Source organism: Schauerella aestuarii, from assembly GCF_009866805.1.
Taxonomy (GTDB): Bacteria; Pseudomonadota; Gammaproteobacteria; order Burkholderiales; family Burkholderiaceae_B; genus Schauerella; species Schauerella aestuarii.
This window is the reverse complement of the sequence record NZ_SIZW01000038.1, coordinates 259,666-283,206: the sequence shown is the minus strand read 5'-3', so window position 1 is coordinate 283,206 and position 23,541 is coordinate 259,666. Positions and strand designations below refer to the sequence as shown.

The 23,541-nt window shown below is 57.9% G+C and carries 23 protein-coding genes and 1 tRNA gene; 14 read left to right on the top strand and 10 right to left on the bottom strand.

All coding sequences use genetic code 11. The features are described from left to right. Window positions 1–18 precede the first annotated feature (18 nt). Window positions 19–1,128, top strand: coding sequence for a GAF domain-containing sensor histidine kinase (locus EYW45_RS02880; RefSeq protein ID WP_235938775.1), 1,110 nt, complete (start codon window positions 19–21; stop codon window positions 1,126–1,128). Here the strand turns inward: EYW45_RS02880 and EYW45_RS02875 are convergent. Next, window positions 1,100–1,483, bottom strand: coding sequence for a response regulator (locus EYW45_RS02875; protein WP_161133862.1), 384 nt, complete (start codon window positions 1,481–1,483; stop codon window positions 1,100–1,102). The two genes, EYW45_RS02880 and EYW45_RS02875, sit on opposite strands and share 29 nt — an antisense overlap. Before the next feature lie 247 nt (window positions 1,484–1,730). On the opposite strand from EYW45_RS02875, the gene EYW45_RS02870 reads away from it, so the two are divergent. Continuing rightward, window positions 1,731–1,967, top strand: coding sequence for a hypothetical protein (locus EYW45_RS02870; RefSeq protein WP_161133861.1), 237 nt, complete (start codon window positions 1,731–1,733; stop codon window positions 1,965–1,967). 162 nt (window positions 1,968–2,129) lie between these two features. Continuing rightward, window positions 2,130–2,206: transfer RNA gene (locus EYW45_RS02865), tRNA-Met, on the top strand. 592 nt (window positions 2,207–2,798) lie between these two features. Here EYW45_RS02865 and EYW45_RS02860 read toward each other — a convergent pair. Next, window positions 2,799–3,701, bottom strand: coding sequence for a LysR family transcriptional regulator (locus EYW45_RS02860; RefSeq protein WP_161133860.1), 903 nt, complete (start codon window positions 3,699–3,701; stop codon window positions 2,799–2,801). A 102-nt stretch (window positions 3,702–3,803) separates the two neighbouring features. Between EYW45_RS02860 and EYW45_RS02855 the strand changes: the two genes are divergently transcribed. After that, window positions 3,804–4,796, top strand: coding sequence for a Bug family tripartite tricarboxylate transporter substrate binding protein (locus EYW45_RS02855; RefSeq protein ID WP_161133859.1), 993 nt, complete (start codon window positions 3,804–3,806; stop codon window positions 4,794–4,796). A gap of 5 nt (window positions 4,797–4,801) precedes the next feature. Next, window positions 4,802–6,769, top strand: coding sequence for an aconitase family protein (locus EYW45_RS02850; RefSeq protein ID WP_161133858.1), 1,968 nt, complete (start codon window positions 4,802–4,804; stop codon window positions 6,767–6,769). 504 nt (window positions 6,770–7,273) lie between these two features. Here the strand turns inward: EYW45_RS02850 and EYW45_RS02845 are convergent. The 3 genes from EYW45_RS02845 to egtD all read right to left on the bottom strand — a co-directional run bounded on the left by EYW45_RS02845 (window position 7,274) and on the right by egtD (window position 10,588). Then, window positions 7,274–8,017: an SDR family NAD(P)-dependent oxidoreductase gene (locus EYW45_RS02845; RefSeq protein ID WP_161133857.1), complete on the bottom strand. Its 744-nt coding sequence runs from the start codon at window positions 8,015–8,017 to the stop codon at window positions 7,274–7,276. A gap of 253 nt (window positions 8,018–8,270) precedes the next feature. Beyond that, window positions 8,271–9,533, bottom strand: a complete 1,263-nt coding sequence (egtB, locus tag EYW45_RS02840) for an ergothioneine biosynthesis protein EgtB (RefSeq protein ID WP_235938807.1) — start codon at window positions 9,531–9,533, stop codon at window positions 8,271–8,273. A gap of 74 nt (window positions 9,534–9,607) precedes the next feature. Beyond that, window positions 9,608–10,588 (bottom strand): L-histidine N(alpha)-methyltransferase, encoded by a 981-nt coding sequence (gene egtD, locus EYW45_RS02835; protein WP_161133855.1) that lies wholly within the window; start codon window positions 10,586–10,588, stop codon window positions 9,608–9,610. Window positions 10,589–10,749: 161 nt separating this feature from the next. On the opposite strand from egtD, the gene EYW45_RS02830 reads away from it, so the two are divergent. The 4 genes from EYW45_RS02830 to EYW45_RS02815 all read left to right on the top strand — a co-directional run bounded on the left by EYW45_RS02830 (window position 10,750) and on the right by EYW45_RS02815 (window position 13,865). Next, a complete protein-coding gene (locus tag EYW45_RS02830) occupies window positions 10,750–11,094 on the top strand; it encodes a DUF883 family protein (protein WP_161133854.1) in 345 nt (114 codons plus the stop codon). A gap of 109 nt (window positions 11,095–11,203) precedes the next feature. After that, window positions 11,204–11,779 carry a hypothetical protein gene (locus EYW45_RS02825; RefSeq protein WP_161133853.1) on the top strand — a complete coding sequence of 192 codons (576 nt, stop codon included), beginning with the start codon at window positions 11,204–11,206 and terminating at the stop codon, window positions 11,777–11,779. 305 nt (window positions 11,780–12,084) lie between these two features. Continuing rightward, complete coding sequence (locus EYW45_RS02820; RefSeq protein ID WP_161133852.1) at window positions 12,085–12,459, top strand: hypothetical protein; 375 nt, start codon at window positions 12,085–12,087, stop codon at window positions 12,457–12,459. Between the two features lie 5 nt (window positions 12,460–12,464). Beyond that, window positions 12,465–13,865, top strand: a complete 1,401-nt coding sequence (locus EYW45_RS02815; protein WP_161133851.1) for a phospholipase D-like domain-containing protein — start codon at window positions 12,465–12,467, stop codon at window positions 13,863–13,865. Between the two features lie 221 nt (window positions 13,866–14,086). Here the strand turns inward: EYW45_RS02815 and EYW45_RS02810 are convergent, their stop codons facing one another. Then, window positions 14,087–14,380 (bottom strand): hypothetical protein, encoded by a 294-nt coding sequence (locus EYW45_RS02810; protein ID WP_161133850.1) that lies wholly within the window; start codon window positions 14,378–14,380, stop codon window positions 14,087–14,089. A gap of 183 nt (window positions 14,381–14,563) precedes the next feature. Here EYW45_RS02810 and EYW45_RS24280 point away from each other — a divergent pair, with 183 nt between their 5' ends. Next, window positions 14,564–14,875, top strand: a complete 312-nt coding sequence (locus EYW45_RS24280) for a hypothetical protein (RefSeq protein ID WP_202444556.1) — start codon at window positions 14,564–14,566, stop codon at window positions 14,873–14,875. Window positions 14,876–15,220: 345 nt separating this feature from the next. Here EYW45_RS24280 and EYW45_RS02805 read toward each other — a convergent pair whose 3' ends face one another. Beyond that, on the bottom strand, window positions 15,221–16,714 hold the full coding sequence (locus tag EYW45_RS02805) for an RNA polymerase factor sigma-54 (RefSeq protein WP_161133849.1): 1,494 nt from the start codon (window positions 16,712–16,714) through the stop codon (window positions 15,221–15,223). A 292-nt stretch (window positions 16,715–17,006) separates the two neighbouring features. Continuing rightward, window positions 17,007–17,960: a sigma-54 interaction domain-containing protein gene (locus tag EYW45_RS02800; RefSeq protein ID WP_407924892.1), complete on the bottom strand. Its 954-nt coding sequence runs from the start codon at window positions 17,958–17,960 to the stop codon at window positions 17,007–17,009. Between the two features lie 402 nt (window positions 17,961–18,362). On the opposite strand from EYW45_RS02800, the gene EYW45_RS02795 reads away from it, so the two are divergent. Together EYW45_RS02795 and EYW45_RS02790 are read left to right on the top strand one after the other, a co-directional pair. Beyond that, window positions 18,363–19,742 (top strand): sigma-54-dependent transcriptional regulator, encoded by a 1,380-nt coding sequence (locus EYW45_RS02795; RefSeq protein ID WP_161133925.1) that lies wholly within the window; start codon window positions 18,363–18,365, stop codon window positions 19,740–19,742. A gap of 99 nt (window positions 19,743–19,841) precedes the next feature. Beyond that, window positions 19,842–20,393 carry a type 1 glutamine amidotransferase domain-containing protein gene (locus EYW45_RS02790; RefSeq protein ID WP_161133847.1) on the top strand — a complete coding sequence of 184 codons (552 nt, stop codon included), beginning with the start codon at window positions 19,842–19,844 and terminating at the stop codon, window positions 20,391–20,393. 130 nt (window positions 20,394–20,523) lie between these two features. On the opposite strand, the gene EYW45_RS02785 is transcribed toward EYW45_RS02790, so the two are convergent. After that, window positions 20,524–20,808: a hypothetical protein gene (locus EYW45_RS02785; protein ID WP_161133846.1), complete on the bottom strand. Its 285-nt coding sequence runs from the start codon at window positions 20,806–20,808 to the stop codon at window positions 20,524–20,526. Window positions 20,809–21,059: 251 nt separating this feature from the next. Here EYW45_RS02785 and EYW45_RS02780 point away from each other — a divergent pair, with 251 nt between their 5' ends. Beyond that, the gene (locus EYW45_RS02780; RefSeq protein WP_161133845.1) at window positions 21,060–21,242 is read left to right on the top strand and encodes a hypothetical protein; all 183 of its coding nucleotides are present in this window, start codon (window positions 21,060–21,062) and stop codon (window positions 21,240–21,242) included. A 108-nt stretch (window positions 21,243–21,350) separates the two neighbouring features. Here EYW45_RS02780 and EYW45_RS02775 read toward each other — a convergent pair whose 3' ends face one another. Beyond that, the gene (locus EYW45_RS02775; RefSeq protein ID WP_161133844.1) at window positions 21,351–22,634 is read right to left on the bottom strand and encodes an arsenic transporter; all 1,284 of its coding nucleotides are present in this window, start codon (window positions 22,632–22,634) and stop codon (window positions 21,351–21,353) included. Between the two features lie 332 nt (window positions 22,635–22,966). On the opposite strand from EYW45_RS02775, the gene EYW45_RS02770 reads away from it, so the two are divergent. Beyond that, complete coding sequence (locus tag EYW45_RS02770) at window positions 22,967–23,395, top strand: GNAT family N-acetyltransferase (RefSeq protein ID WP_161133843.1); 429 nt, start codon at window positions 22,967–22,969, stop codon at window positions 23,393–23,395. The last annotated feature ends 146 nt before the right edge of the window (window positions 23,396–23,541 follow it).

The following is a 23,541-nucleotide window of genomic DNA, read 5'->3' as shown; positions in this document are numbered from 1 at the left end:
GTGTGTCGATCGACCGGGATGGGATTCGCCGCGGTTGCACGCGTGACTGACGAGCGCTGGATTGCCTGTGCTGTAAACGACGCAATCGGCCTCGGGCTATCCGCTGGGGGCGAACTCAAACTCGAAACCACGATTTGCGACGAAATCAGAGGTCATCGACAGCCGGTCGTCATTGACCACGTGGCATCCGATCCGTCATATCGCGAGCATCACACGCCCGTGATGTACGGATTTCAGAGTTACATTTCGGTACCCATATACCGCGCCAATGGCGAACTCTTCGGCACATTGTGCGCGCTGGATCCGCACCCCGCCAAAGTCAATACTCCCGCGACGATCGTCATGTTCACGTCGTTTGCAGATTTGATCGGTGCGCAGCTCGATGCGCAGGATCGTGCGGCAGCAAGCGAATCCGCGTTGGCGGAAGAACGCAAGAATTCAGAACTGCGTGAGCAATTCATTGCCGTCCTGGGCCATGATTTGCGTAATCCGCTGGCATCGATCGATGCGGGTGCCAAGCTGTTGCGCCGTCGGGCTGCGGACGACAGAACGCTTTCGATCGTGACGTCGATGGAGCGCAGCGTAGGTCGGATGGCGAACCTGATCGACAACGTGCTCGACTTCGCTCGTGGGCGGCTTGGCGGCGGCTTGATGTTGAACTGCGACGATAGCGAGCCGCTCGAGCCCGCGCTTCACCAGGTCGTGGCGGAACTGCAATCCGCCTGGCCCGAGCGCCGCATCGACACGTCCATCGATCAACTGGGCGCCGTGTATTGCGACCGGCCGCGATTGGCACAGTTGCTGTCGAATTTATTGGGCAATGCATTGACGCATGGATCGAGCGATGCGCCGATCGTCGTCGAAGCGTATCGATTGGATGACGTTCTGCATCTGGCGGTGGAAAATGCCGGGGCACCGATACCGCCCGCAACGATAGAGCGCTTGTTTCAACCGTTCTTCCGCGCGTCGGCTGCGCCTGCCCAGCAGGGCTTGGGCCTGGGTTTATATATCGTGTCTGAAATCGCCCATGCGCATGGCGGCACGTTGTCGGTGGTCTCCGACGATCACGTCACACGTTTTGCGTTGACGATGCCGGCAATCAGTGCAGAACCTTGTCGATTGCCTTAGCCAGGCGATCCAACGTAAATGGCTTGGTCAACATGGCCGTTGCCGCGTCGAGATTCAAGTTTGTGCCGTAGAACTCGGGCGCATAGCCGCTCACGAAAAGAATCGGCAAGTCGGGTTGGAGTTCGCGCGCCTTGCGAGCCACCTCAATGCCGCTCATCCCTGGCATTCTGACATCGGTGATCAAAAGATCGACTTCTCGCCCAGCCGTGAGAAAGGCGAGGGCGCGCACGCCATTCTCGGCTGACACTGCCGAATAGCCCAGTTCGGCCAGAAATTCGACAAGCAAATCGAGAATTAACTCTTCGTCGTCTACGGCAAGTACCGTGATCTGGCGGGCGGCGCTTTCTGAATGCATTGTCGAAACCTATGGAAACTGCGGCTGAAAGCGCTGCGCAGCAAGTGGCGAGCCTTAAGAGAGAAATGCCGGAGCCGGCAATGATACCGGCAAAACCATCCAACACGATCTCCCTGATGCCTCGTCAGCGATTAGCCGATGATCGATCCCTGTCTTCCGGTATCAAGCCACTTGATAAATATCCTCGAAATTTTCCACACTTTCCGAATTTGCCGATTTATAGTGAAGTCTTATTTCAGGGGCCTACATGATGCTTCGGCGATTACGTGTGAAGGACGAGATGATCAGTGTGCAAGTTGGGCAGCTCAATCCCCACCGATTTGTGTGGGAGATCATGGTGTCCGCCGTGGGCACGTCGGAGGCGCGCACAATGTGGGGCGGCGTTTTCCCCACTCGGGCCGGTGCGATCGTCGAAGGCTTGGCGCAGCACGATGCCATGTGCAAGGCCAAGCTCGGCGCGCTGCAGGTTCAGCAGGCGCTTTAGCGGGTGGCGCGCAGCCACTAGACCGATGGGACGGACGGCGTTCCACAGCGAGGATGGGAGTCTGCAACGGCTTCGAGTTGCGCAACGGTTTTTTTACGTGCTATTATCGCGTTCTTCGGTACTCGCGTGATTGAGCGAACGCTCAAACGCCGGGATCTGAAAGGCGCATTAGCTCAGCCGGTTAGAGCGACGGAATCATAATCCGCAGGTCCCCTGTTCGAATCAGGGATGCGCCACCAAGAATACAAAGGCCTCCAAGCGATTGGAGGCCTTTTTCGTTTTCCGCAAATACAGGTTAGTTCCGCAAAACCTCACTTGGTGGGGGTGGACTTGCTGCCGCGCCTGTTACGGACATAGCCTTCGGTCATGCTGACAGACGTGTGCCCGAGCTGTCTCTGAGCCTGACGAATATCGCCAGAAGTCTCGGTTTTATCCGTACCGGCCTTGGCGCGTAGATCGCGACATTGGGCAAAGCGTCGGCGTTCAATGAGGGCAGTCTATGCAGTGAGGCGACGTAACACTAATCACGGTTTTTTATGGATTGATATAACGCGCAGGGGGTCCATTGAGTCCCGCCCCGGACAAGTGTCCAACAGGTCGACGTATCGGGCTCGCGTGCGTACATGACCGATCTGTCATAAGGGCCGATAGGGCTCATCAAAAGCAGACAATTTCTTTAATGTCATCAGCGGGGCTTCATGGCGCATGCTGAGTGATGACCAGCCGCAGTTTTCTTCCGGATCATGAGTTTGCTGACAGGCTACTGCGAGACATTGCAGAAGGGTTTAAAGCATCCCAGGAAGTCGCTTTTCGAGGGCAATAATCTCCCGCTTAGACTTGCGGTGTGTGCTGACTTAGCGCCTCTACCACCCGAAGCGCGGCTTGGCTGACATAAGGCTTGGTTCGAAAGCTGACGACAAATCGTCGAACTGCCCACGGTTCTGCCAGCGGAATTAGCTGCACTCCCCAATAGTCCGCCATTGGCGCCACAACTTCGCGTGGAATCACGCTGACTCCCAAACCGGCCGCCACCGCCCGCGCAACGCCTTCAAAGCTGTGAATTTCGATTCGGGGCGAAAAAGTCTTACCCGCGACGGCCGCATGCCGACGTAAGACAATCTCCATCATGCTCCCAGGCATGGCGCTCACGTAATCAAATCCGAGTACGTCAGTAAACCGTACCTGTCGCAGTTTGCTCAGTGGATGCCCGGGCGTTGTGATGACGCATGCGTGGTCTTCACGGTACGGCAACGTGTCGAGTCCAGACAAATCTGCGGCATCCCAACATACGCCAATGTCTGCGGCCCCCTCGCGCACATGCCTCACCATTTCAGCAGTGGGCACCCCTTCCAATCGGATTTTTAGCGTCGGGTATTTGTGCAGGACCGGTATGAGGTCCTCAGGCAGCACCTTAGGAAGCACTGCCAGACTGGCCAAAATTCGCACGCTCCCTTCGCCACCATCGGCCATGGCACCCATAGCAGAGCGCATTCTTTCAATGCTTGCGAGCACTTCACGCGCATGTCGAGTCAGCGCTTTGCCCGCCTCCGTCGGTTCCATCCCCTTGGGGCCGCGACGCAATAACGGCAATCCAATCAGTTGTTCCAAAGCGGCCATACGTTTGCTTACCGCAGATGGCACTGTGGATTCTCGCTCGGCACTGCGCTGGATGCTTCCCTCTTCGCATACAGCGAGGAACAAGCGAAGCGAATAAGGATCAAAATCGGCGGCCATTAGCTAAATTCCAATTGGGAAATTACACTCCACAAAGTATCACCTAGATCCCGCTCTGGAAATTTAGAATCTCCGAACAACTATGATATCGGAGACAACAATATGCCTTTCCTACGCAGCTTGGTCACCGCCTGTGCGGTGGTGGCAGTGGGCAATACTTTATCCCCCCCGGCAGCAGCCGAGTCCCCCTTTCCAAGCAAGCCCATAACGCTCGTCGTGCCCTTCGCAGTCGGGGGCAGCGCGGACATTCTTGCCCGGGAACTGGCGGCCACCGTCGAAAAAGAACTCAAGCAGCCTGTTGTCGTCGACAATCGCTCCGGCGCTGGCGGCATGGTTGGTGCCGGATATGTCGCCAAGGCGGCGCATGACGGCTATACCCTTCTATTGGCGACCGATAGCCTGTATGCCATCAACCCGATGCTGTATGGCCGCCAGGCCGAGGAATCAATGGCAGCGCTCACCCCAGTCGTTCATCTGGTCGAAGCGCCGCTCGTGATCGTGGTCAATAATGAATCCCCCGCGACTGACTTTCCCAGCTTTCTGACGTGGGCCAAAGGCAGCCCCGTGCCGCTGAGCTACGGAACGCCGGGTATCGGCACGGATCATCATCTCCTGGGCGAACTGATTGCCAACAGGGCGAATGTTGCGCTTAACCATGTTCCATATCGCGGCGCAGGCGCCGCACTGGGAGATATTGCCGGCAATCAGATCAACGCACTGATTACGTTGACCAGTACGGCACAACCCCTGCTCGATTCAAAGAAGGTCAAAGTGATCGCCGTTGCTTCTTCGCGGCCAGATCCGGCTACGCCCGGCGGGTCGATTATCAGCCAGACGTTGCCAGGCACTGACATGGTGGTCAGCTACAGCCTGATGGCTCCTCGGGGCACCCCAACGCAAGTCATCGACATGTTGAACGCTTCCTTTGGAGCAGCGTTAAGGTCACCCAACGTGCAGAACAAGCTTGGCTCACTGGGGCAGTCTCCAACGGGCGGGACAGTTAAAGAATTTGCGGAACGTATGCGTACAGAACGGGCTCAACGCGAGGGCGTCATCCGCAACGCGAATTTGACATTGACTGAATCGGGGAATTGAAACGTATGAACGATCTACATTTTGACGGAAGAATACTGTTTCTAAGCGAAGACCCAGCTCTGCTGGTCCGGCAGATGCACGGCGAAGACTTGACGTTAGAAGAAGCCGGTAAGCTCCGCGACGATGTTTCCACCGACGAAATCACTCCCGGCTGGACTTGTTTCTATGTTGACGAAACCCTCGGTAAGTACCCATATGTTGGCCTGACATGTGGCGGGGAACGTCCCATCACGCCGAATGGCGTCAAGCGGGGTGGATTCTCTGTCACTGTTGCAGGAACGAGATATGGCAAAGGCTCCTCGCGCGAAGCAAGCCCTTTTGCTGAACAGGCCGCCGGTATACGGTTGGTTATCGCGCAGAATTTCGAAAGGATATATCGGCAAAACTGCCACAACCTGGGAATCTACACATCGACCGATTTTGGATTGATCGCGCGCATCCGTGCGAACGAGTCAATTCCACTTGATGATCTGATTCAAGGCTTGGACCCGGTGACGGCTGACATTCTGCGTTGCGGGGGCCTATTCAATTACACCAAAGCGCGGGCGAGTGGGCTCGTTGTGCTAGAGAAAGCACCGGCGGCCAATCGGCCATTGACCTATATTGAGAAGATTATTGCGAGGTCTGCGCGTGTTCCTGCACATGCTGTAGGAGCATTGCCCGAGACCGTGTTCGTGCGGGCCGACTGGCGCTATTCTCATGATTATGTCACCGGCATGTGTGCGTCCTTTCTAAAGAAGCACCAGGGCGACGACGCCCAGTTGGTGGATGTAGACTCAATAAAATGCTTTGCCGATCACCTGGTTTACCTTCCCGTTTCCATGAGCCCGGAGAAGCGAGAACTTGGGCTACTCGACGCTGCTATGGCGATGGGTGCGATGCAGGAGGCATTCTGTAAACGTTACGGGGTGCGCCTGCATGGATTATCCAGCAGCGGCACTGGATCAGAAGGAATCTGCCATTCAATAATGTCCGAGCAATATGTCTTGCCCGGCCAGATTGCAATTGGTACCGACTCTCATACGCCCCATTGCGGCGCGATGGGCGCGTTTGCGTTCGGAATCGGTGCGACCGACATGGCCAACGCTTGGCTGACCGGGGACGTCCGGGTTTCGGCCCCAAAAACTTGCAGAGTCCGTCTTAACGGAAGTCTGCGGCACCATGTCGACGCCAAGGATATCGTCCTGCATCTGTTGCAGCTTCCCGAGATCAAAAATGGATCACTCGTTGGTCATGTCTTTGAATATCAGGGGGATGCCATCGCCGATTTATCAACGGATGCGCGCGCGACGTTGACTAATATGGTTGCGGAAATCGGCGGGCTGACTGGGATCGTCGAACCTGACAACGAAACCGTGCGATTTCTCAGCGAACGGCGTGGCGTTCACTTCAAACTAGAGGATTGGATGTGCAGCGACGAGGGCGCTCATTATGCAGCCACGATCGACGTAGACTGCTCAATGCTTGAAGCCATGGTCGCGCAACCGGGAGACCCTGGAAATGGGATCGGTGTATCCACGCTAGTAGAGGATGTCGCCATCGACATTGCGTACGGAGGATCATGTACTGGAGGAAAATACGAGGACATTTCTGCGTACTACGAGGTCCTGAAGTGGGGCGAAGAGCAAGGCATATCTTTGAGCAACGGGGTCCGCTTCTTCCTTCAGTTTGGAAGCCAGGATGTAAGAAGGCGCAGCGAGGCTGCTGGAATGCTTGATGTCTTTGAGCGCATGGGTGTCGAGCTGGTGGATCCGGGTTGCGGAGCGTGTATTAATGCTGGCCCCGGCGCGTCACGTTCTCAGGAGCAGGTTACGATCAGTGCGATCAACCGGAACTTTCCCGGGCGATCTGGCCCAGGTGCATTATGGTTAGGAAGTCCCTCAACTGTTGCCGCAAGTGCTCTAGCAGGCCGGATCGTAGGGTTCGAGCAATTAAAGGCCCAATCAACTACCGCGGGAGAAAGATGTGCTTGAGCTGATCGCCCTGATCAGCATTACCAAAAGCCTCCTCGTCACAGCATAGTGTTCCTATCGGCCGGCGGCGAGATCCGCCGCCAAATTGATGGTCCCCCGCGTTTCCACCACTTGCCGATGGTCTGACGCAAGAACTAATCGAGCGCCACGGAGAGGTAGTGCCGAGCTTTGTGCCCGTTTCAAAGCAAGGGTAGCTGAATGCTGTCTTCACTTAACCAAATGCTGCCTTCATCGACCAATGGCAATGCTAGCTGTGGCGCAAGGGCCTTAAGGTAGCGTGAAGATCAGTCGGCGGATCCGTACGGCGAGCGCCGCCGGCCGGCGCGACCGCACGGCACAGGCGGTGTTGCGCCTCCTGGCGTCCGCAAGTCCCATCCGTTGACCAGAGTTGCCTGATGTGCCTACGATCAAGGAGCAGGGCTTCCCGATCGAGATCGATTTCGTGGCTGGGGGTGGCGGTACCTAAGGGGACGCCGGCGCCAACCGTAAAAGTGCTGGAACAGGCTACTCATCGGATGCGAGAAACAGCGCTGCATTGGCGATATCCCAAGGACTACCTTGACGTCCCATGGGACATCGTGCGTCTCTAAGTTTGTGGCCTTCCAATGCAGCCGCTTCGCATGGATAGAGTGCGTCAGCATGTGGTGTCCGTATCATCCCAGGGATGATGCAATTGCAGCGCACTTGCTCCGCCGCAAATTGACGAGCGATCACTCGAGTCATGTGATTAACGGCTGCTTTTGCGGTGCTGTAGGAAAGGAACTGCATTGGGCTCCACTTAAGGCTCGCGGTCGAAGAGACGTTGCTGATTGACCCTGCACCTCGTGATCTCATTAGCGGTAGGAAGGCACGCGCCGTTGCCATTGATGCTCGTACATTGACAGTCATCAATCGGTCCCAGTCGTCGTCCTGAACCTCCAACAAGTCACCCTGAATTTCGATGCCCACATTGGTGTGCAGAACGTCAATTCCTCCATAGCTTTTAGCGACCTGCTGAGAGACGGCATCTATTTGTCCTGAATTGGTGGCGTCGAGCTCAATCGCTTCCGCGAGCCCACCTTCGGAACAAGTTCTTTGTGCTGTCTCTTGAGCCACCGCTAGAGATCTGTCAGCGCAGATAACTGATGCGCCCTCTTGGGCAAACCGAATCGCAGCGGCGGCGTCATTCCCAAGCTGACCTGCAATCGAAAATGTATTCTTCAGTGTTCCTGCGCCAACGACAAGCGCGACTTTCGATGCTAAGCGCATAGCTGATGGGCTCCTGAATCAGCCGCGGGTGAACTCAGCGCGGCCTTTCCATCTTGAAGCAACGCACGCGCCACCAAGAATACAAAGGCCTCCAAGCGATTGGAGGCCTTTTTCGTTTTTCCGCAGGAAATGACACGGCTTGGTTCGGAGAGATCGTCGATGTCTCCGTTCGCCCAGAAAGATCGCCAATCTCCCGACCACCAGATCGCTCCAAGGTACGAAGACGATCTGTCCAGCGCGATCGAAACGCCGATCAGACGGCTCGCGCCAGTCGAAGTCCCGAAAACTGCCATCGCACGGCCGTGGGAAAGAAGTTCCGATACGTCGCACGAACATGGCTGCGCGATGTGACGCATGAGCCGCCACGAAGCACGTACTGGTTGCACATGAACTTGCCGTTGTATTCGCCAACGGCCCCGGTGGCGGCCGCAAAACCAGGATACGGCTCGTAGGAACTGCTCGTCCATTCCCACACATCGCCAAACATCTGGCCAGGGCCGGTCACGCCGGTCTGTGCGACGGCAGGACGGGGGTGCAGGAATCCTGACTCCAATAAGTTCGCCTGAGGTGATGCGACCGCACTGGGCTGACATCTGGCGGCCCATTCCCACTCGCCTTCTCGCGGCAATCGGCCTCCCGCCCAGCGCGCGAACGCGTCGGCCTCGAAGTAACTGATATGCGTGACCGGTGCCAGCGGATCGAGGTCTTCGATGCCGAACAGGGTGAACGCGTGCCAATCGTCGCCCGCGCCATCCCAGTACATGGGTGCGCGCCAACCTTCGCGGTTGATTACGTCCCACCCTTCGGAAAGCCATAATTCCGGCCGGCGATAGCCGTCGTCCTGCATGAACGCCAGATATTCCTCTTGGGTGACCAGACGGTTCGCGAGTTGATAGGGCTGCAGCAGAATGTCGTGACTGGGTGATTCGTTGTCGAACGCAAAACCCTGCACGTCATGACCGATCCGGACGATGCCCCCTTCATACGACGTCCAGCCGGGCAGCATGCCGATCATGCGCGTATCTTCCGTCGGCGCTTGCGAACGATAAGCAGGCTTTAGCGGGTTGCACGACAGCATGTGTTTGACATCGGTCAGGATCAACTCCTGATGCTGCTGCTCATGATGCAGGCCCAGTTCCAGCAGGTCCTGCAGGCCCGCATCCTGCCCCGGCGTGCGTGACAGCAAGTCTCCGATGGCAGCATCCACATGCGTCCGATATTTCAAGACGTCGTCGAGACTGGGGCGCGTCAACAATCCGCGGTGAGGGCGGGGATGCTTTTCACCTACGGCGTTGTAATAGGAATTGAAAAGCACGCGAAAGGGTTCGCTGAACGGGCGATACGTGGGGTCGAACGCGCACAAAATGAACGTTTCGAAGAACCAAGTGGTGTGCGCCAGATGCCATTTGACAGGGCTGGCGTCCGGCATTGACTGGACCTGGCAGTCCTCCGGACTGAGATCTGCCGCCAGCGCGCGCGATGTGTTGCGCACGGCCATAAATCTATTCAGCAGCATTGCGCGTCGATCGGTTGAGGAAGCGGCGGTAGCCGCAAGACTGAGCGTATCCATGGTGTGATCCTGGCAATATTTCACGCGACCGCCGCAAACACTGAAAACCATTCTTTGCTGTCGGTCCAGTGTGAAATCTGCTTGAAGCCAGCCTCACGCAGCATGCGCGCGAAGTGTTCCGGCTGATATTTATAAGAGCTTTCGGTGTGTATCGTCTCGCCCTGTTCGAAAACGCGTTCGCCGTCGGGCAATTTAACTTTAAGGCGGTGCAGTGCTTCGAGGTGCATTTCGATCCGCGACTCAGTCGTATTGAAGACCGCACGATGGGCCCAGTCCTGGATATCGAAGTTGCTGCCCATCAATCTGTTGGCGTGACGCAGCACATTCAGATTGAAGGCCGCCGTGACGCCCAGCGCATCGTCGTACGCGGGCTCGAGAATGGCTGCGGACTTGACGCGATCCACGCCCAACAGCAGTTTGCCGCCCGGGCCGCAGGCGTCATGGATGCGCTTGAGCATGTCGTGGGCTTGCGCAACGTTCAAATTGCCGATGCTCGATCCGGGATAGAAAAACAGGCGTTCGTCCGGCCGCACTTGCTTGGGCAGTGCAAGCGTCTGGAAGAAGTCGATGCCAACACCCACAATATCTAGTTCGGGATACAACGCCGCCACGCGCATGACCGATGTCTTCAAATAATCGACCGAGATATCAACCGGCACGTATTGCTCAGGCTGCAAGCGATCAAAAAGCCGCTGGGCCTTCACGCAGTCGGCGGCGCCCAAATCGATCATGGTCTGCACGCGACCGACAGACTTGGCGATCTCCTCGCCGTGCATGTCGAATATCTCGCGCTCGCATCGTGTAGGGTAGTACTCAGGCACCTGAGTGATCGCGTCGAATAGACAGGATCCGAGCGCGTCGTACAGAAACTTTGGATTGATCTCGGCTTGAGCCCGCCGCAATCCCGATACAAGTTCCTGTTTGCTGTCCGAAGTGCTTTCGGAATGCAACTGGTAGAAGGCACTTCGAGTGCCGAGGGGACTTTGCTGTAGTAGGGACATGGGCCGATTTCCTAGGATCGAGGCGTGATCCGGGCAAGATTCATTCCCATGAAATGAAGGCTGCTCTGAAATAGTGGTTTACGGGTCGTTGCCAACGCTCAATACGAACGGCGCCACGACACCCCACAATGAAGTCCCAGATACAAATAGGAGAGTCCACGATGAACAAGCGTTCGCAACGTAGGCTGATCACCAAGCAGAAAGCTCGGGTCGTGAACAGTTTTCATGATCTCGTCGACAGTTCCGAGGGACTGCTGCGTACGACGGCCAGCTACACGGGCTCCGAGATTGAAGATGCCCGAGCGCGACTGCGCGAGCAGCTTCGTCATGCACGGGGTGTGGCGGCCGACTGGGAAGGGACTGCACGCGATCGTTATCAGCGCGCCTCGACCATGACGGACGCGTATGTTCATGATAATGCGTGGAAATCGATTGGCGTGGCTGCGTTGTTCGGCGTGCTGATCGGTGCCTTGGTCGTAGGTGGCTCGTCGAGTGACGAGGACTGATCGGCTCAGTATCGAGCGCCGCTTGCTTACCAGCGGCGCTCGGTTGAACACCCTTTGACGTTCGAGCTGACAATCTGAAGACTTGGACAACCCTTAGCAGGAGTGCCTTATGACCGTCGTCGTCGCAGCACGATTCGAAAGTTTTCCTACCGCAGATAGCGCCGCACATGTGCTGTTTGCCGAGGGCTTTCGTGAGGACGCGGTCAATATCTTCTACGTCAATGCAGATGGCGTGAAGACGAAGCGCGTCATCTCGGACGACGACGCTGCCGAGAACCCCAATGGATTTTCGGCACGCTATGGTCCACAGGCCAGCGTGTCGGGTCTGGGAATGATGGGGGCTGTGCTCGGTGCAGGCGTGGTACTTACCTTCGAGGGGAGTGGCTTAGTGATGCTCGCCTGTGCGGCGGTGGGGGCATTTTTGGGTTCATGGGTAGGCATCCTCGGCTTCGCGCGTAGTCAGGCGACGTCGACTGCCGCAGCGCGTCGAGCACACGGTGTGTTGCTCACGGCACAAGTCGATCCCGATGAGGAAGATATGGTAGCCGGCCTGCTGCGCGACGCCGGCGGGCTGGATGTCGAGCGTGCACGGGGGCGGTGGCGCCACGGTCGCTGGACTGAAAATGATGCCCACCCGCGGCAGACGTCTTCAACGACGCGTTCTACCCCCTTCGCGGCGCATTGATGCGCCGTTTTTTATGGGTGTTCTTTTCGAGAGACCCGCCATGTGATCGGCAACACTAACGCCGGCTTTGTAGGCTCCCCGCATGATGGGCAACGGTGACGTTGGCTTCGTGGTCTTGCCACGTGATGGGCAACGGTGACGATGGCTTCGTGGTCTTGCCACGTGATGGGCAACGGTGACGATGGCTTCGCGGCTCGCCACGAAAACGACCCTAGCAGGCACGCCGCTTGCAAATCACTGGCCGTTTTTACAGCGGCTCGTCGTCAGCGTGACGGCAGGTCTGGCAGCAATTCAGTGAGGATGGTATGACCCAAAACGATAAGAAAGCCACACCCCCTGCCAAGTCCGGCGCAACGGATGGGTCCGACGACACGCAGCGCGAGGGCCCGGCGACAATGCCGCAAGGGCTCGATGATGCCAAGCAGTGGGACGACGTGGCAGCAGAACCTGGTTTTCAGAAGGGCGACCAAGGTGGATACCGCGGTCATTACGACGAAACCAAATTCGAAGAAACTGAGGCGCGCCACTTTCCTGATACCAAAGATGAAGCGGCGTCCAAAGGCGCGGAAAAGAAACCGAGCCAGCCCGTAAAGCAAACGACGAAGGAATCGGAGGCCGCCGCGGATGAAAATCGCGATCGCAGCCGCGATGTCACTGGAACGCAAAAGAAGTCTTCCTGAGCGCGATGGGTAGCCGTCGTATTCAGCGCACGCTGGCCGGCTTGGCCAGCGTTTTGTTGTGTGCCATGCTCGGTGCATGCGCAAGTCTGCCCGATGTCGAGCGCCTGAGCGCGCAACGTGAGCGCGTGCGCGTCGCTACGCAATCCGGCGAAATGTCGAAAGCGCGCAGTGCGCAAACCATTGCCACGCTGGATGGGAAAGAGGAAGGGTTCCTCGCGCGTCATCTTGCGGTAGAGCAAGCCATCAGCGGCGCGCCATTGATTGCCGGCAACGCAACGCAGATACTCAAGGATGGGCCCAGCACCTATCAAGCGATGCTCGCTGAGATCCGCCGCGCACGGTACTTCATTCACATGGAAAGCTATATTTTCGACGACGACGCCGTCGGGAATTTCTTCGCCGATGAGTTGATCGCCAAGCGGCGCCAGGGGGTCGATGTTGCGTTGATGGTGGACGCGGTGGGCACGTTGTCGACCTCCGATGCGCTGTTTGCCAGGCTGCGCGAAGAAGGCATCGCGGTGGTCGTTTTCAATCCCTTGAATCCAATGAAGGGTTTGACAAGCTGGTCACCCAATCGACGCAGCCATCGCAAGCTTCTGGTGGTGGACGGCAAGGTGGGATTCGTCGGCGGCATCAATGTCAGCGACGTCTATCAGTCTTCATCGATTGTGCGGTCTGCACCTGATCCTGAAGATATGCCTGGCGGCAAAAATGCACCATGGCGCGACACGCACGTGCGCATCGAGGGGCCCGCCGTGGCCGAGATCGAGCGTGTGTTCCAGGATGGCTGGCAGTCGCAAAATGGCGATCCGATTTCCACCCGCCAGTGGCTGAGCAGTGCGGCCGATCCCGGCAGCACGATCGTGCGCATCCTTGCCAATCGTCCAGGCGCCGAAGACAGCTTCAGTGTCTATCTGACGTTGATGTCTGCGTTTCAAAGTGCGCAGCGATCGATATACATCACGATGGCTTACTTCGTCCCCGATCCGGCATTCATTCAGGCGCTATCGGAAGCGGCGCAGCGTGGCGTCGATGTGGTGCTGGTGTTGCCTGGCTTCAGCGATTCTTCCATCGTGCTGCAGGCGGGGCGATCGAATTACCAAGACTTGCTGGATGCGGGCGTCAAGATTTATGAACGTCGCGATGCGCTATTGCATGCGAAGACTGCCGTAGTGGATGGCGTATGGTCCACGATAGGATCGAGCAATATGGATTGGCGCAGCTTCACGTTGAACTATGAGATCAACGCGGTGATGTTGGGCGATGCCTTCGCCGCCGAGATGGAAGGCCTCTTTGCAATGGACCGCGCCGCCGCTGTGCGCATCACACCAGAGATGTGGCGGGATCGCGGCATGGGCGATCGCTTCACGGAGTTCTTCGGGCGACTCTTCGAACGTATGCTTTGAGCGGCTGAAAGGCCGGGATGGTGTATATCTACTCCCAAACGCAAAAATGCCCGGCCAGCCGGCGGGCATTCAAAGCAACGTTGATCTTGCACGGAACGGACGGGTGCCAAAGCATTGCGCTATGGTCGACTAACGATCGCCGCCCCGATCTCATCGGGCGAGCGATCTTTTTTAACTCATCAACGTTAGGTCATCACCGTTCAGTCATCACCGTTAAGTCATCACCGTGCCGGCAGCATCGTTGTGGCGGTTGCTGCCTCGACGGGCGTCAGGCGAGTAGGTTGCGCGCGCTCGCGTTCCATGCGTGCCGCTTCGCGTTTGTTGCGTGCTTCGATCTGACATTGATCGCGCGCCTCGTCCAGCAATGGTTGGCACGCGCGTTTGTCGGCATCGTAGTTGGCGCTGATCTCGGTCAGCGTCAGCGTGCCGGAGCTGGGTTCTTCGGCCGACACCATGGTGATGTTCATGTAAAAGCCCATGGCCGTAATGGGCAGCAGGAGGGCGGCTTTATGCATAGTGATAAGTGGATCGCGAATACGTCGGATCGACGCGTTCATTTCAATGCAAGCGGTGTGCCTTTGGATGAAGGCCTCGGACGTTTGGATACGGGTGTTGCATGTCTGTCATTAAGGTGTACGTCAACAGGCACGCAGCTTGCGAAACAAGGGTTCCACTCAGATCTCCACAGGAGAAGTAGAATGAAAGTTCGTCAACTGACCTCCGCTTTTGCCATCGCCGCTATGCTCGCCGGTGGTTCCGCTTTCGCTCAAGCTACGTCGCCTTCGACGACGCCGAATGATTCGGGTGCAACGCCCCCGAATACCGCTGTGCCGGTCGGCACGCCGGCTCCTGCTGCAACGCGCAGCACGACGCCCGGCCCCGTCAGCACCACGCCGGTCAGCCCCGCCAACAACCAAACCGAGAAGGGCAAGGCCCCCTCGACGATGGGTAACACCAATGTGTCGCCCACGATGGGTGGCGGTGCACCGTACGACGGTAAAAAGAACTGATCTGTTAGGGGTCGGTAGATAGCGAAAACGACCGCTTCGGCGGTCGTTTTTTTGTGCGCGATCGCGGTAATCAATGGCGAAACCGCCCATATTCTGACGACGCAACCGTCGTTACCGGCAAAGAACCGCCATGCATCGACGTGCAGCCGTATACGCGTGCAGCCGTGGCGTCAGCTGCTTCACATAACAACGTCGGGACGGCCCTCCGGTTCTCGCACTCGATGATGATGGTTATGACGAGATAGCGGGAAATCGCGGCGAAAAAAATACCGACCGGACTTGCGCGGTCGGTATTTCTGGTTCGGCACTGTCGTGCACTTGTTAGCGCTATGGTATATCGGCGCTTCAGTAGGCGCGGCGCAGTTCTGCCGGCGGCGTTTTCAATTGACCGCGATATTTCGACACGGTGCGACGTGCAACCACCACACCTTGTTCGCCAAGCATGCGTGCCAGATCTACATCGGACAGCGGTGCATTGGCATCTTCGCCTTCAATCATTTCTTTGATCAATGCACGCACCGCCGAGGCCGAGCAGGTGCCGCCCGTTTCGGTCGCAAGCTCGCGCGAGAAAAAGTGCTTGAATTCGAAAATGCCGCGCGGCGTGTCCATGTACTTGTTACCGGTCGCGCGTGACACGGTCGATTCGTGTATGCCGAGTTCGTCGGCAATCTCACGCAGCATCAGCGGACGAAGCGCCACTTCGCCGTATTCAAAAAAGGTCTGTTGCCGTTCGACGATCGCTTCCGCGACACGTTGAATCGTTGCGTAGCGCTGCTCGATGTTGCGAATCAACCAGCGCGCTTCTTGCAGTTCCTGCGCCATCGGGGTGCGATCCGCATAGCGCGAACCGCGGAACAATGCCGGGTAAGTGCCGTGCAACCGCGCGCGCGGCATTGCCGCACGGTTGGCGGCAACAACCCACAAGCCTTGCACCTTGGTGACGATGACGTCCGGCACCACATAACTCGTGTCGTCACGTGCGAAACGCAAGCCAGGCTTGGGATCGAGGTGACGAATCAGCGCGCAGGCTTCGCGCAGCTGATCCGGCGTGCAGCGCAGACTGCGCTCCAAGCCGTTGTAATCGTGACGGGCGAGTCGCGGGAGTTCTGTTTCGATCATGATCAGCGCGAGTTCGCGACCCGGTGTGTCGGCATCCATCGCTTGCAATTGCAGGCGCAGGCACTCCTGCAGCGATCGCGCGCCAAGCCCAGGGGTATGCAGTTGCTGCACAAGCTTGAGCGTGGTTTCCCATTCACCTGTGGTCGTAGCCGGTTCAAAGGCATTGCCCTCAACCAATTCGTCCAGCGGCACGCGGAGATAACCATCTTCATCGAGCGCTTCGATGATGAACTCGGCCATCAGCATGGCGCGTTGATCGAGGCGATAGCTGCTCAGGTCCCGGCGCAAGCGATCGCGCAGGCTCATGCTGCTCTTGGCCCACTGGCCCACGTCCGAGTCGCCATCGCCGGTGGCACGCGAGGTGGGGTAGTCACCCGAATACGCATCGTCCGCCGGGCCTTCCGGCAGGTCGGAATAGCTGTCAGTCGTAGCGCCGTCTTCGGCTTCGTAAGGCGTGTCGCGTTCGTTGGGCGTATCCGCCGTTTCGGTCAGGCCGGATGCCGATTCGAACTCCGGCCGAATATCCTGTTCGGTCTCGGCGACGATTTCGTTAACTTCTTCGTCGTCTGCATCTTCGAGAAAGGGATTGTTCGAAAGTGCCTGCTGTACTTCTTGCGTGAACTCAAGAGCAGACATTTGCAGCAGCTTTACCGATTGCTGCAGGCGCGGCGTCAGGCTGGTTTGCTGGCGTGCGCGAAGATCATATGTGGCTTGTACCAATGCCGTTCTCCCGTAAAGAGGATGGAGGCCACGTGACCTCCCAACACGTGAGCCGAAGGGAAGCGATCGCTCGCACATCCTCGGCCACCCCTTCAAGTAAGCAATATCAATGCCAACTTTGGTGTCGGGAGCGAGTGATTCTAGGTGATTGATTCTTATGGTTAATTATTACGTGAAAAGCCAGGAGGCGCATTCGGGCGCGCTTTTTGCTGCTGCTTTTGTAGCCTTAATTACCCGTGCGTGTAAGAAGTGCAGTGGCGCGTCTGCGCCACTGATCTTCATCGTTGCGCATTCAAGCGTCGCTTTGTGCGATGGCACCCGATGTGGAAGTGGGTTGATAGGTTCCCAATCGGTTGTAAAGCGTTTTCAGGCTGATGCCAAGGGTGCTGGCCGCCAGCTTTTTGTCGCCATCGTGGTGCGCTAGAGTGGCCAGAATCAGCTCTCGCTGTGCGTCGGCGAGCGGCATGCCCACCGTCATTTTCAATTGGCCACTATCCGTTCCCGTATCCTGCTTTCTCCGGCTCGGCTTCGGCTGGATAACGTCGAGCACGTCGTCGGCCAAAATATAGGCGCGATGAACGGTATTCTTGAGTTCGCGCACATTGCCGGGCCAATCGTAGTTCGCCAGCACTTCGAGCGATTTCTTGGAGAACTGCTTCTCCTTGCCTTCGGCAATGTTGAAATTGGTCAGAAATACGTTGGCAAGAAACTCGACGTCGTCCTTGCGCTCCCGCAGAGGCGGTACGCGTAGCGGCACCACGGCCAGCCGATACAGCAAATCTTCCCGGAAGGCGCCATCGGCGATCGCTGCGTAGGGATCGCGATTGGTTGCCGCCACGACGCGCACGTCGACCTTGACCTCGTCCAGTCCACCCACTCTGTGAAACGCGCCGCTTTCCAGCACACGCAGCAACTGCACTTGCATGTCGATCGGCATTTCCGTCACTTCATCGAGGAAGATCGTGCCACCGCTGGCATGCTCGAAGTATCCGATACTTTGTGCCGAGGCACCTGTAAAGCTGCCTTTTTCATGGCCGAATAGCTCGGCTTCGATGAGCGAGGGAGGAATGGCGCCGCAATTGACGGGTACGAAAGGCTTGTCTGCCCGCTTGCTGTGCTCGTGGATGGCGCGCGCCACCAGTTCCTTGCCGCTACCGCTTTCGCCCACAATCAAAACGCTCGCCGGCGTTGCGGCAACCTTCTTTATTTGTGCGGCCAAGTCTTGCATCACAGCGGATTGACCCAACGTTTGGAGCGCCGGTGTATCTTGCGGTCGCGCCTTCGGTTGATTTCGTGGGCGCGCTGCCGCACCCGACGACTTGTTCCGTTCCTGTTTCGACACCCGAAAAACTCCAAGAAGGCTCGGGTTACGCTGGTGGCGAGGCCCAAACTCATAAAACTGCGACAGGTCAAAGTGTACTAATTACAATGACAGCTCGGGGTGCATTTTGCTCAGGTTGTAACAGTACGAACAATATTTACTTTCCGCAGCGTATTTTTTGACGCGCACGGCGGGCGGGGCACCGCAAAATCCTGCACAATCCCAGCGCTTCTTCGGGTGATCCTCGGGGAAGAACTAAACTACAGGCTGTGTCCGTCTCACGGACTGCGTCAGGGTCGAAAGCCCCACGCTAATAAGGGTGAAGCAATGCCACATGTCTTGATTATTGACGACGAACCGTGCGTACGTGCGGTGCTGGTCGAATTCGTTAAAGACGAAGGGTTTACCGTCGCTCAAGCGGGAAACATCAAAGAAGCGAAGATCCAGATCCTGCGTCAGGCGCCGGATCTTGTTCTCACCGACCTTCACTTGCCTGACGGCAATGGCATCGATCTTTTTCCTTTGCTTCAGTCTTCGAACACCGATGTGGTGTTCATCACGGGCCATGCCAGTGTGGATAGCGCGGTGGAAGCATTGCGTCTTGGCGCCACGGATTACCTGGTCAAACCGGTCAATCTGCAGCGCCTGGGTCTGGTGCTGAGCCGTATTCCTCGCTTGGGCGGGGTGTCGGCTTGGGGAATGTCGTTCGAAGAAGATGGTCGTTTTGGCAAAATGCTCGGCAAGTCGGCTCCGATGCGTCAGCTCTACGAGCGTATTCGAAAAGTCGCCCCAACCGATGCAACCGTATTGTTGATGGGCGAAAGCGGCACCGGCAAAGAGCTGGCGGCGCAGGCTGTGCACGAGCTCAGTCCCCGCAGCAAGGATCCGTTTCTGCCGGTCAACTGTGGCGCCATTTCGCCCAATTTGATCGAAAGTGAATTTTTCGGCCATGAGCGGGGAAGCTTTACCGGCGCAGATCGGCAGCACAAGGGTTACTTCGAGCGCGCCAATGGCGGCACCTTGTTCCTGGATGAAGTGACCGAGATGCCGATCGATTTGCAGGTCAAATTGCTGCGCGTGCTCGAAACGGGTTTGTTTATGCGGGTGGGCACCAACAAGGAAATTGCCAGCGACGTCCGCGTGATCGCAGCCACCAATCGGGATCCTGAAGAGGCCGTTGCCGAAGGCAAGCTGCGCGAAGATTTATTCCATCGCCTGAATGTGTTTCCGCTCGAATTGCCGGCCTTGCGCGAACGCGGCGATGACATGCTGATGATCGCCAACCAGTTTCTCGATAGCCTTAACAAAGAGCACGAAACCCATAAAACGTTTTCTCCGGAAACGCTGCAGGCCATCTCCGCCCATGCTTGGCCGGGTAACGTGCGCGAGCTCAAGAATTACGTTCATCGCGTGTTCATCATGGCGGATGGCGACATGATCAAGGCCGGCCTGATTCCGCTGCAAGTGTCCTCTGCCAAGGCGTCTGCCACGAGCGGCACGCATATCAGCGTGCCGGTGGGCGTGCCATTGGCTGACGCCGATCGTCGCTTGATCTTCGCGACGCTAGAGCAATGCGGTGGGGTGAAGAAGCATGCGGCTGAGGTATTGGGCATCAGTTTGAAAACCCTTTACAACCGCTTGGAAGAATACGCAGCAGCGGGCTACGAACCTCGGATTGCCAACGAGGCGGCACGCGACAACGCGTAATCCCGCCAGTGCCCCGAGGCTTGGGCACTGGGTTTGCTCCGTTCAAAAGACCAACGCGGCGGCGCTTGACCGCCGCATTTCTTTTGTAAGGAGCGCCATATGGCCCAGGACATCAAAGACCTCAACGTCGCATTGCTCGCAGTCGACGGATTCGAGCAGTCGGAATTGTTGGAACCCAAACGTGCCATCACTCAAGCGGGTGGTCGCGCTGTGGTCGTGTCGGCCAAACGCGAACCTATTCAAGGCATGGAGCACGACGAAAAAGGCGAGAAGGTCGACGTCGACCTGATTTTCGCTGAGGCGGATGCGACCCACTTCGACGCCGTGGTACTGCCAGGGGGTGTCGTGAACGCAGATGAAATCCGCATGCATCCGCAGGCACAGGCGTTCGTCAAACAGATGGCCGAAGCGAAAAAGCCGATTGCGGTAATTTGTCACGGTGCATGGCTGCTAGTGTCGGCCAAACTTTTGAACGGCCGCAAGATAACGAGTTTCCCGTCGCTTCAGGACGACCTGCGCAACGCCGGCGCGGAGTGGGTGGATCAGGAGGTGGTGGTGGATGGCAATCTGATCAGCAGCCGCAAGCCTGACGATCTGCCTGCGTTCAACCGCGAGCTGCTCAAGCTTTTGCAGAGCAATAAAGCCGCTTAATTGCCAGCGCCAATAATCGGCTTGATCGCCGGAGCGCCAAATGATCGATCGACATGAAAAATGCCCGCGAACATCGCGGGCATTTTTTTGGGTGCCTTGCGTCAAGAGATTGCGCAAAGGTGGGTAGTGGTCAGCCGCCGTTTTTGATCGGATCGGGAGGTGTGTGGGACACACCTGCCTCCGCTTCCCCGGCGATGTGATCGGTATTCAAATCGTCGGCTTCGTCCTGGTCGTCGTCCAGGCCCACCCCGGCGCGATCGCCCGTCATTTGCGAATCGGTGTCGCGGCCGCGCATATTGGGTGGGGTGTCACTGCCGGAATCAGAGCTGTCGCCAGGCCCGAGCGCGCCATTGTCGCGTCCGGTGGTAGGATCGATCGCATCTGCGGGGTCGGTGATGAGATTGCTGGTTGCCATGAGAGTGGGCTCCTGAATCGGGGTGGGTGAGCATCAATGCCCAGCTGACGCATGTCGCGTGCCCTGTGCGGAGCACGAGTGCGACACGCGCCCAGTTGTGCCGATGCGTGCTGCCGGTTGCTGGTGCCAATAGGCGGCGTCGGATCATGGCGATGCCGACAGCAGGAGCATTTACGGTAGGAACATTGACGCTAGGAACATTATTTGCGCGGCAGCCTTCATCCCCCCGTCGTGTTGTATTGGAGAGGTTAATGGCTACACAGATCCCGCCGCCGTTTCATGTTCCCGATCCCAACGAGGGCGATATCCCTCGTGATCGCGATCCCGACGCGCCGCCCCAGCCGGAAGATCCCCGGGAGGACGACGAGAGCTACAAGTTGCCACCGGGTGAGCGGCCGGCCGAAATCAAAGAGCCGCGCATTACCGGGGTTTGATTTCTCCGGCTACGGCAGACGCGATGCGGGCGGCTACGACTGGCGCGATGCCCACGGCTGCCACCGACGTCATGCCCTTGGCCAGGGCAGCCTACGTTATGCCCTTGGCTAGGACAGCCTTATTGCGAGCGCCGCCAGTGTGAGCAGCAGCACCGGCACCGTCAGCACGATACCTACCTTGAAGTAGTAGCCCCACGTGATCACCATGCCCTTGCGGGCAAGCACGTGCAGCCAAAGTAACGTGGCGAGACTGCCGATTGGAGTGATCTTTGGGCCGAGATCGCTGCCGATCACATTGCCGTAAATCATCGCCTCCTTCACGGCGCCAACGGCGGTGGTATCGGCAATCGACAATGCCCCAATAAGTACAGTGGGCAGATTGTTCATGACGGAGGCCATGAGGGCCGTGCTGATGCCGGTTCCCATCGCTGCGCCCCATACGCCGAATTGCGCGCACCAATCGAGAAACTGCGTGAGATAGACCGTCAGGCCGGCATTACGCAAGCCGTAGACGACCAAATACATCCCCAACGAAAACACGACGATGTGCCAAGGTGCCTCACGCATGATCTTGCGCGTGCCGACGATGTGGTTGCGGCCGGCGGCGAGCAGGAGTCCAGCCGCGCCAACGGCGGCGATCGCGCTGACGGGAATGCCCATGGGCTCCAGGACGAAAAATCCGACGAGCAACAACGTCAGAACGATCCACCCCGCCTTGAACGTGAGCGGATCGCGGATCGCCGTGCAGGGGTCAGGCAGGATCGTGACATCGTATTGGCGTGGAATGTCGCGCCTGAAATAAATCATCAGGATGCCGAGGCTACCGAGCACCGCCACAACGTTTACCGGCACCATCACCGCGGCATAGCGGGCAAAGCTGATGTTGAAAAAGTCGGCCGACAGGATATTGACGAGATTCGACACGATCAGGGGGATGCTGCCGGTGTCGGCGATGAAGCCTGCCGCCATGACGAAAGCCAGCGACGCAGCGGGGCCAAAGCCCAGTGCCAGCAGCATCTCCATCACGATCGGCGTCAATATCAGCGCGGCGCCGTCATTGGCGAACAGGGCCGTGACCAGCGCGCCCAGGATAACGATCGCAGCAAACAGGCGCCGGCCGAATCCGCCGCCCCAATGTGCCACGTGCAAAGCTGCCCATTTGAAGAAGCCTGCCTGATCGAGGATCAAGCTGGTGATGATGATGGCGATAAACGTGGCGGTGGCATTCCAGACGATGTGCCAGACCTGAGCGACATCGGCGAAGCTCACCGTTCCGGTCAGCAATGCGATCGCTGCGCCCGCCGTGGCGCTCCATCCCACATTCAGTCCTTTGGGCTGCCAGATCACGAACACCAGGGTCAGAACAAAAATCGATATCGCCAGAAGCGTCATGATGGAATAAGGATGGGGCGGGTAGGGGGGAGGCTGATGCAGCGCCGTAGCACCGGGTCGCGACGAGCGTGCGCCATTCTATGAGAAGCCCGTGTAACACGCTTGAGGAGCTTTTGCTGTGAATGTTGCTGTCGGGCTAGCGTTGTCGGTTGCGGTTGCGGTTGCGGTTTCGGTCGCAGGTTATCGATTTGGGTTGCTGCTCGCCGGGTTGTCGGTTGTCCATTCGGCCTGGCGTCAGGTGGCGTGGTCCAGGGCCGCGGGGCGTCTCGCAATACCCGCGGCAAAGGCCCCGTAGAATGACGATTCATCGATCGGCATTCAGAGGAGAGGGCATGGCAGGGCAGATCACGTTGGTCGTCGGAGATTGGGTGACGTTAGCGCAAGACGCATTGAACGTGCGGCATGATGTGTTCGTTGCTGAGCAGGGCGTACCGCTCGAGCTCGAGCGTGACGATATGGATCCGGTAAGTATTCACGCCGTGGCTTACGGTGCGGACGGTGCGCCGGCCGGCACGGGTCGGCTGCTGCCCGATGGCCATATTGGACGCATGGCCGTGCATCGGCACGCACGCGGCACGGGCGTCGGCCGGCAACTGCTGGAAGCGCTGATGACCCGCGGCATTGCCGACGGACACAAGCGTTTCGTGCTCAGCGCGCAAACCCACGCCCAAGGCTTTTACGCGCGCAGCGGGTTTACGGCTCATGGCGAGATCACCATGGACGCCGGCATTCCCCACATCGAGATGGTGCGCGACATCTGAGCCACAAAGGCGCATTGCACCGCGCCGCCGTTTACCGCTAGGAGACGCACAGCCCCGATACGCACTGCGCCACTATTCGCCGCGACAATACGCACAGCGCCAATATGCACAGCGCCAATACGCACAGCGTCGCGCATGCGTTTTGT

Coding starts and splice junctions, on each gene's coding strand:
- EYW45_RS02880 (WP_235938775.1), top strand. CDS start 19: ATGGGATTCGCCGCGGTTGCACGCGTGACTGACGAGCGCTGGATTGCC.
- EYW45_RS02875 (WP_161133862.1), bottom strand. CDS start 1,483: ATGCATTCAGAAAGCGCCGCCCGCCAGATCACGGTACTTGCCGTAGAC.
- EYW45_RS02870 (WP_161133861.1), top strand. CDS start 1,731: ATGATGCTTCGGCGATTACGTGTGAAGGACGAGATGATCAGTGTGCAA.
- EYW45_RS02860 (WP_161133860.1), bottom strand. CDS start 3,701: ATGGCCGCCGATTTTGATCCTTATTCGCTTCGCTTGTTCCTCGCTGTA.
- EYW45_RS02855 (WP_161133859.1), top strand. CDS start 3,804: ATGCCTTTCCTACGCAGCTTGGTCACCGCCTGTGCGGTGGTGGCAGTG.
- EYW45_RS02850 (WP_161133858.1), top strand. CDS start 4,802: ATGAACGATCTACATTTTGACGGAAGAATACTGTTTCTAAGCGAAGAC.
- EYW45_RS02845 (WP_161133857.1), bottom strand. CDS start 8,017: ATGCGCTTAGCATCGAAAGTCGCGCTTGTCGTTGGCGCAGGAACACTG.
- egtB (WP_235938807.1), bottom strand. CDS start 9,533: ATGCTGCTGAATAGATTTATGGCCGTGCGCAACACATCGCGCGCGCTG.
- egtD (WP_161133855.1), bottom strand. CDS start 10,588: ATGTCCCTACTACAGCAAAGTCCCCTCGGCACTCGAAGTGCCTTCTAC.
- EYW45_RS02830 (WP_161133854.1), top strand. CDS start 10,750: ATGAACAAGCGTTCGCAACGTAGGCTGATCACCAAGCAGAAAGCTCGG.
- EYW45_RS02825 (WP_161133853.1), top strand. CDS start 11,204: ATGACCGTCGTCGTCGCAGCACGATTCGAAAGTTTTCCTACCGCAGAT.
- EYW45_RS02820 (WP_161133852.1), top strand. CDS start 12,085: ATGACCCAAAACGATAAGAAAGCCACACCCCCTGCCAAGTCCGGCGCA.
- EYW45_RS02815 (WP_161133851.1), top strand. CDS start 12,465: ATGGGTAGCCGTCGTATTCAGCGCACGCTGGCCGGCTTGGCCAGCGTT.
- EYW45_RS02810 (WP_161133850.1), bottom strand. CDS start 14,380: ATGCATAAAGCCGCCCTCCTGCTGCCCATTACGGCCATGGGCTTTTAC.
- EYW45_RS24280 (WP_202444556.1), top strand. CDS start 14,564: ATGAAAGTTCGTCAACTGACCTCCGCTTTTGCCATCGCCGCTATGCTC.
- EYW45_RS02795 (WP_161133925.1), top strand. CDS start 18,363: ATGCCACATGTCTTGATTATTGACGACGAACCGTGCGTACGTGCGGTG.
- EYW45_RS02790 (WP_161133847.1), top strand. CDS start 19,842: ATGGCCCAGGACATCAAAGACCTCAACGTCGCATTGCTCGCAGTCGAC.
- EYW45_RS02785 (WP_161133846.1), bottom strand. CDS start 20,808: ATGGCAACCAGCAATCTCATCACCGACCCCGCAGATGCGATCGATCCT.
- EYW45_RS02780 (WP_161133845.1), top strand. CDS start 21,060: ATGGCTACACAGATCCCGCCGCCGTTTCATGTTCCCGATCCCAACGAG.
- EYW45_RS02775 (WP_161133844.1), bottom strand. CDS start 22,634: ATGACGCTTCTGGCGATATCGATTTTTGTTCTGACCCTGGTGTTCGTG.
- EYW45_RS02770 (WP_161133843.1), top strand. CDS start 22,967: ATGGCAGGGCAGATCACGTTGGTCGTCGGAGATTGGGTGACGTTAGCG.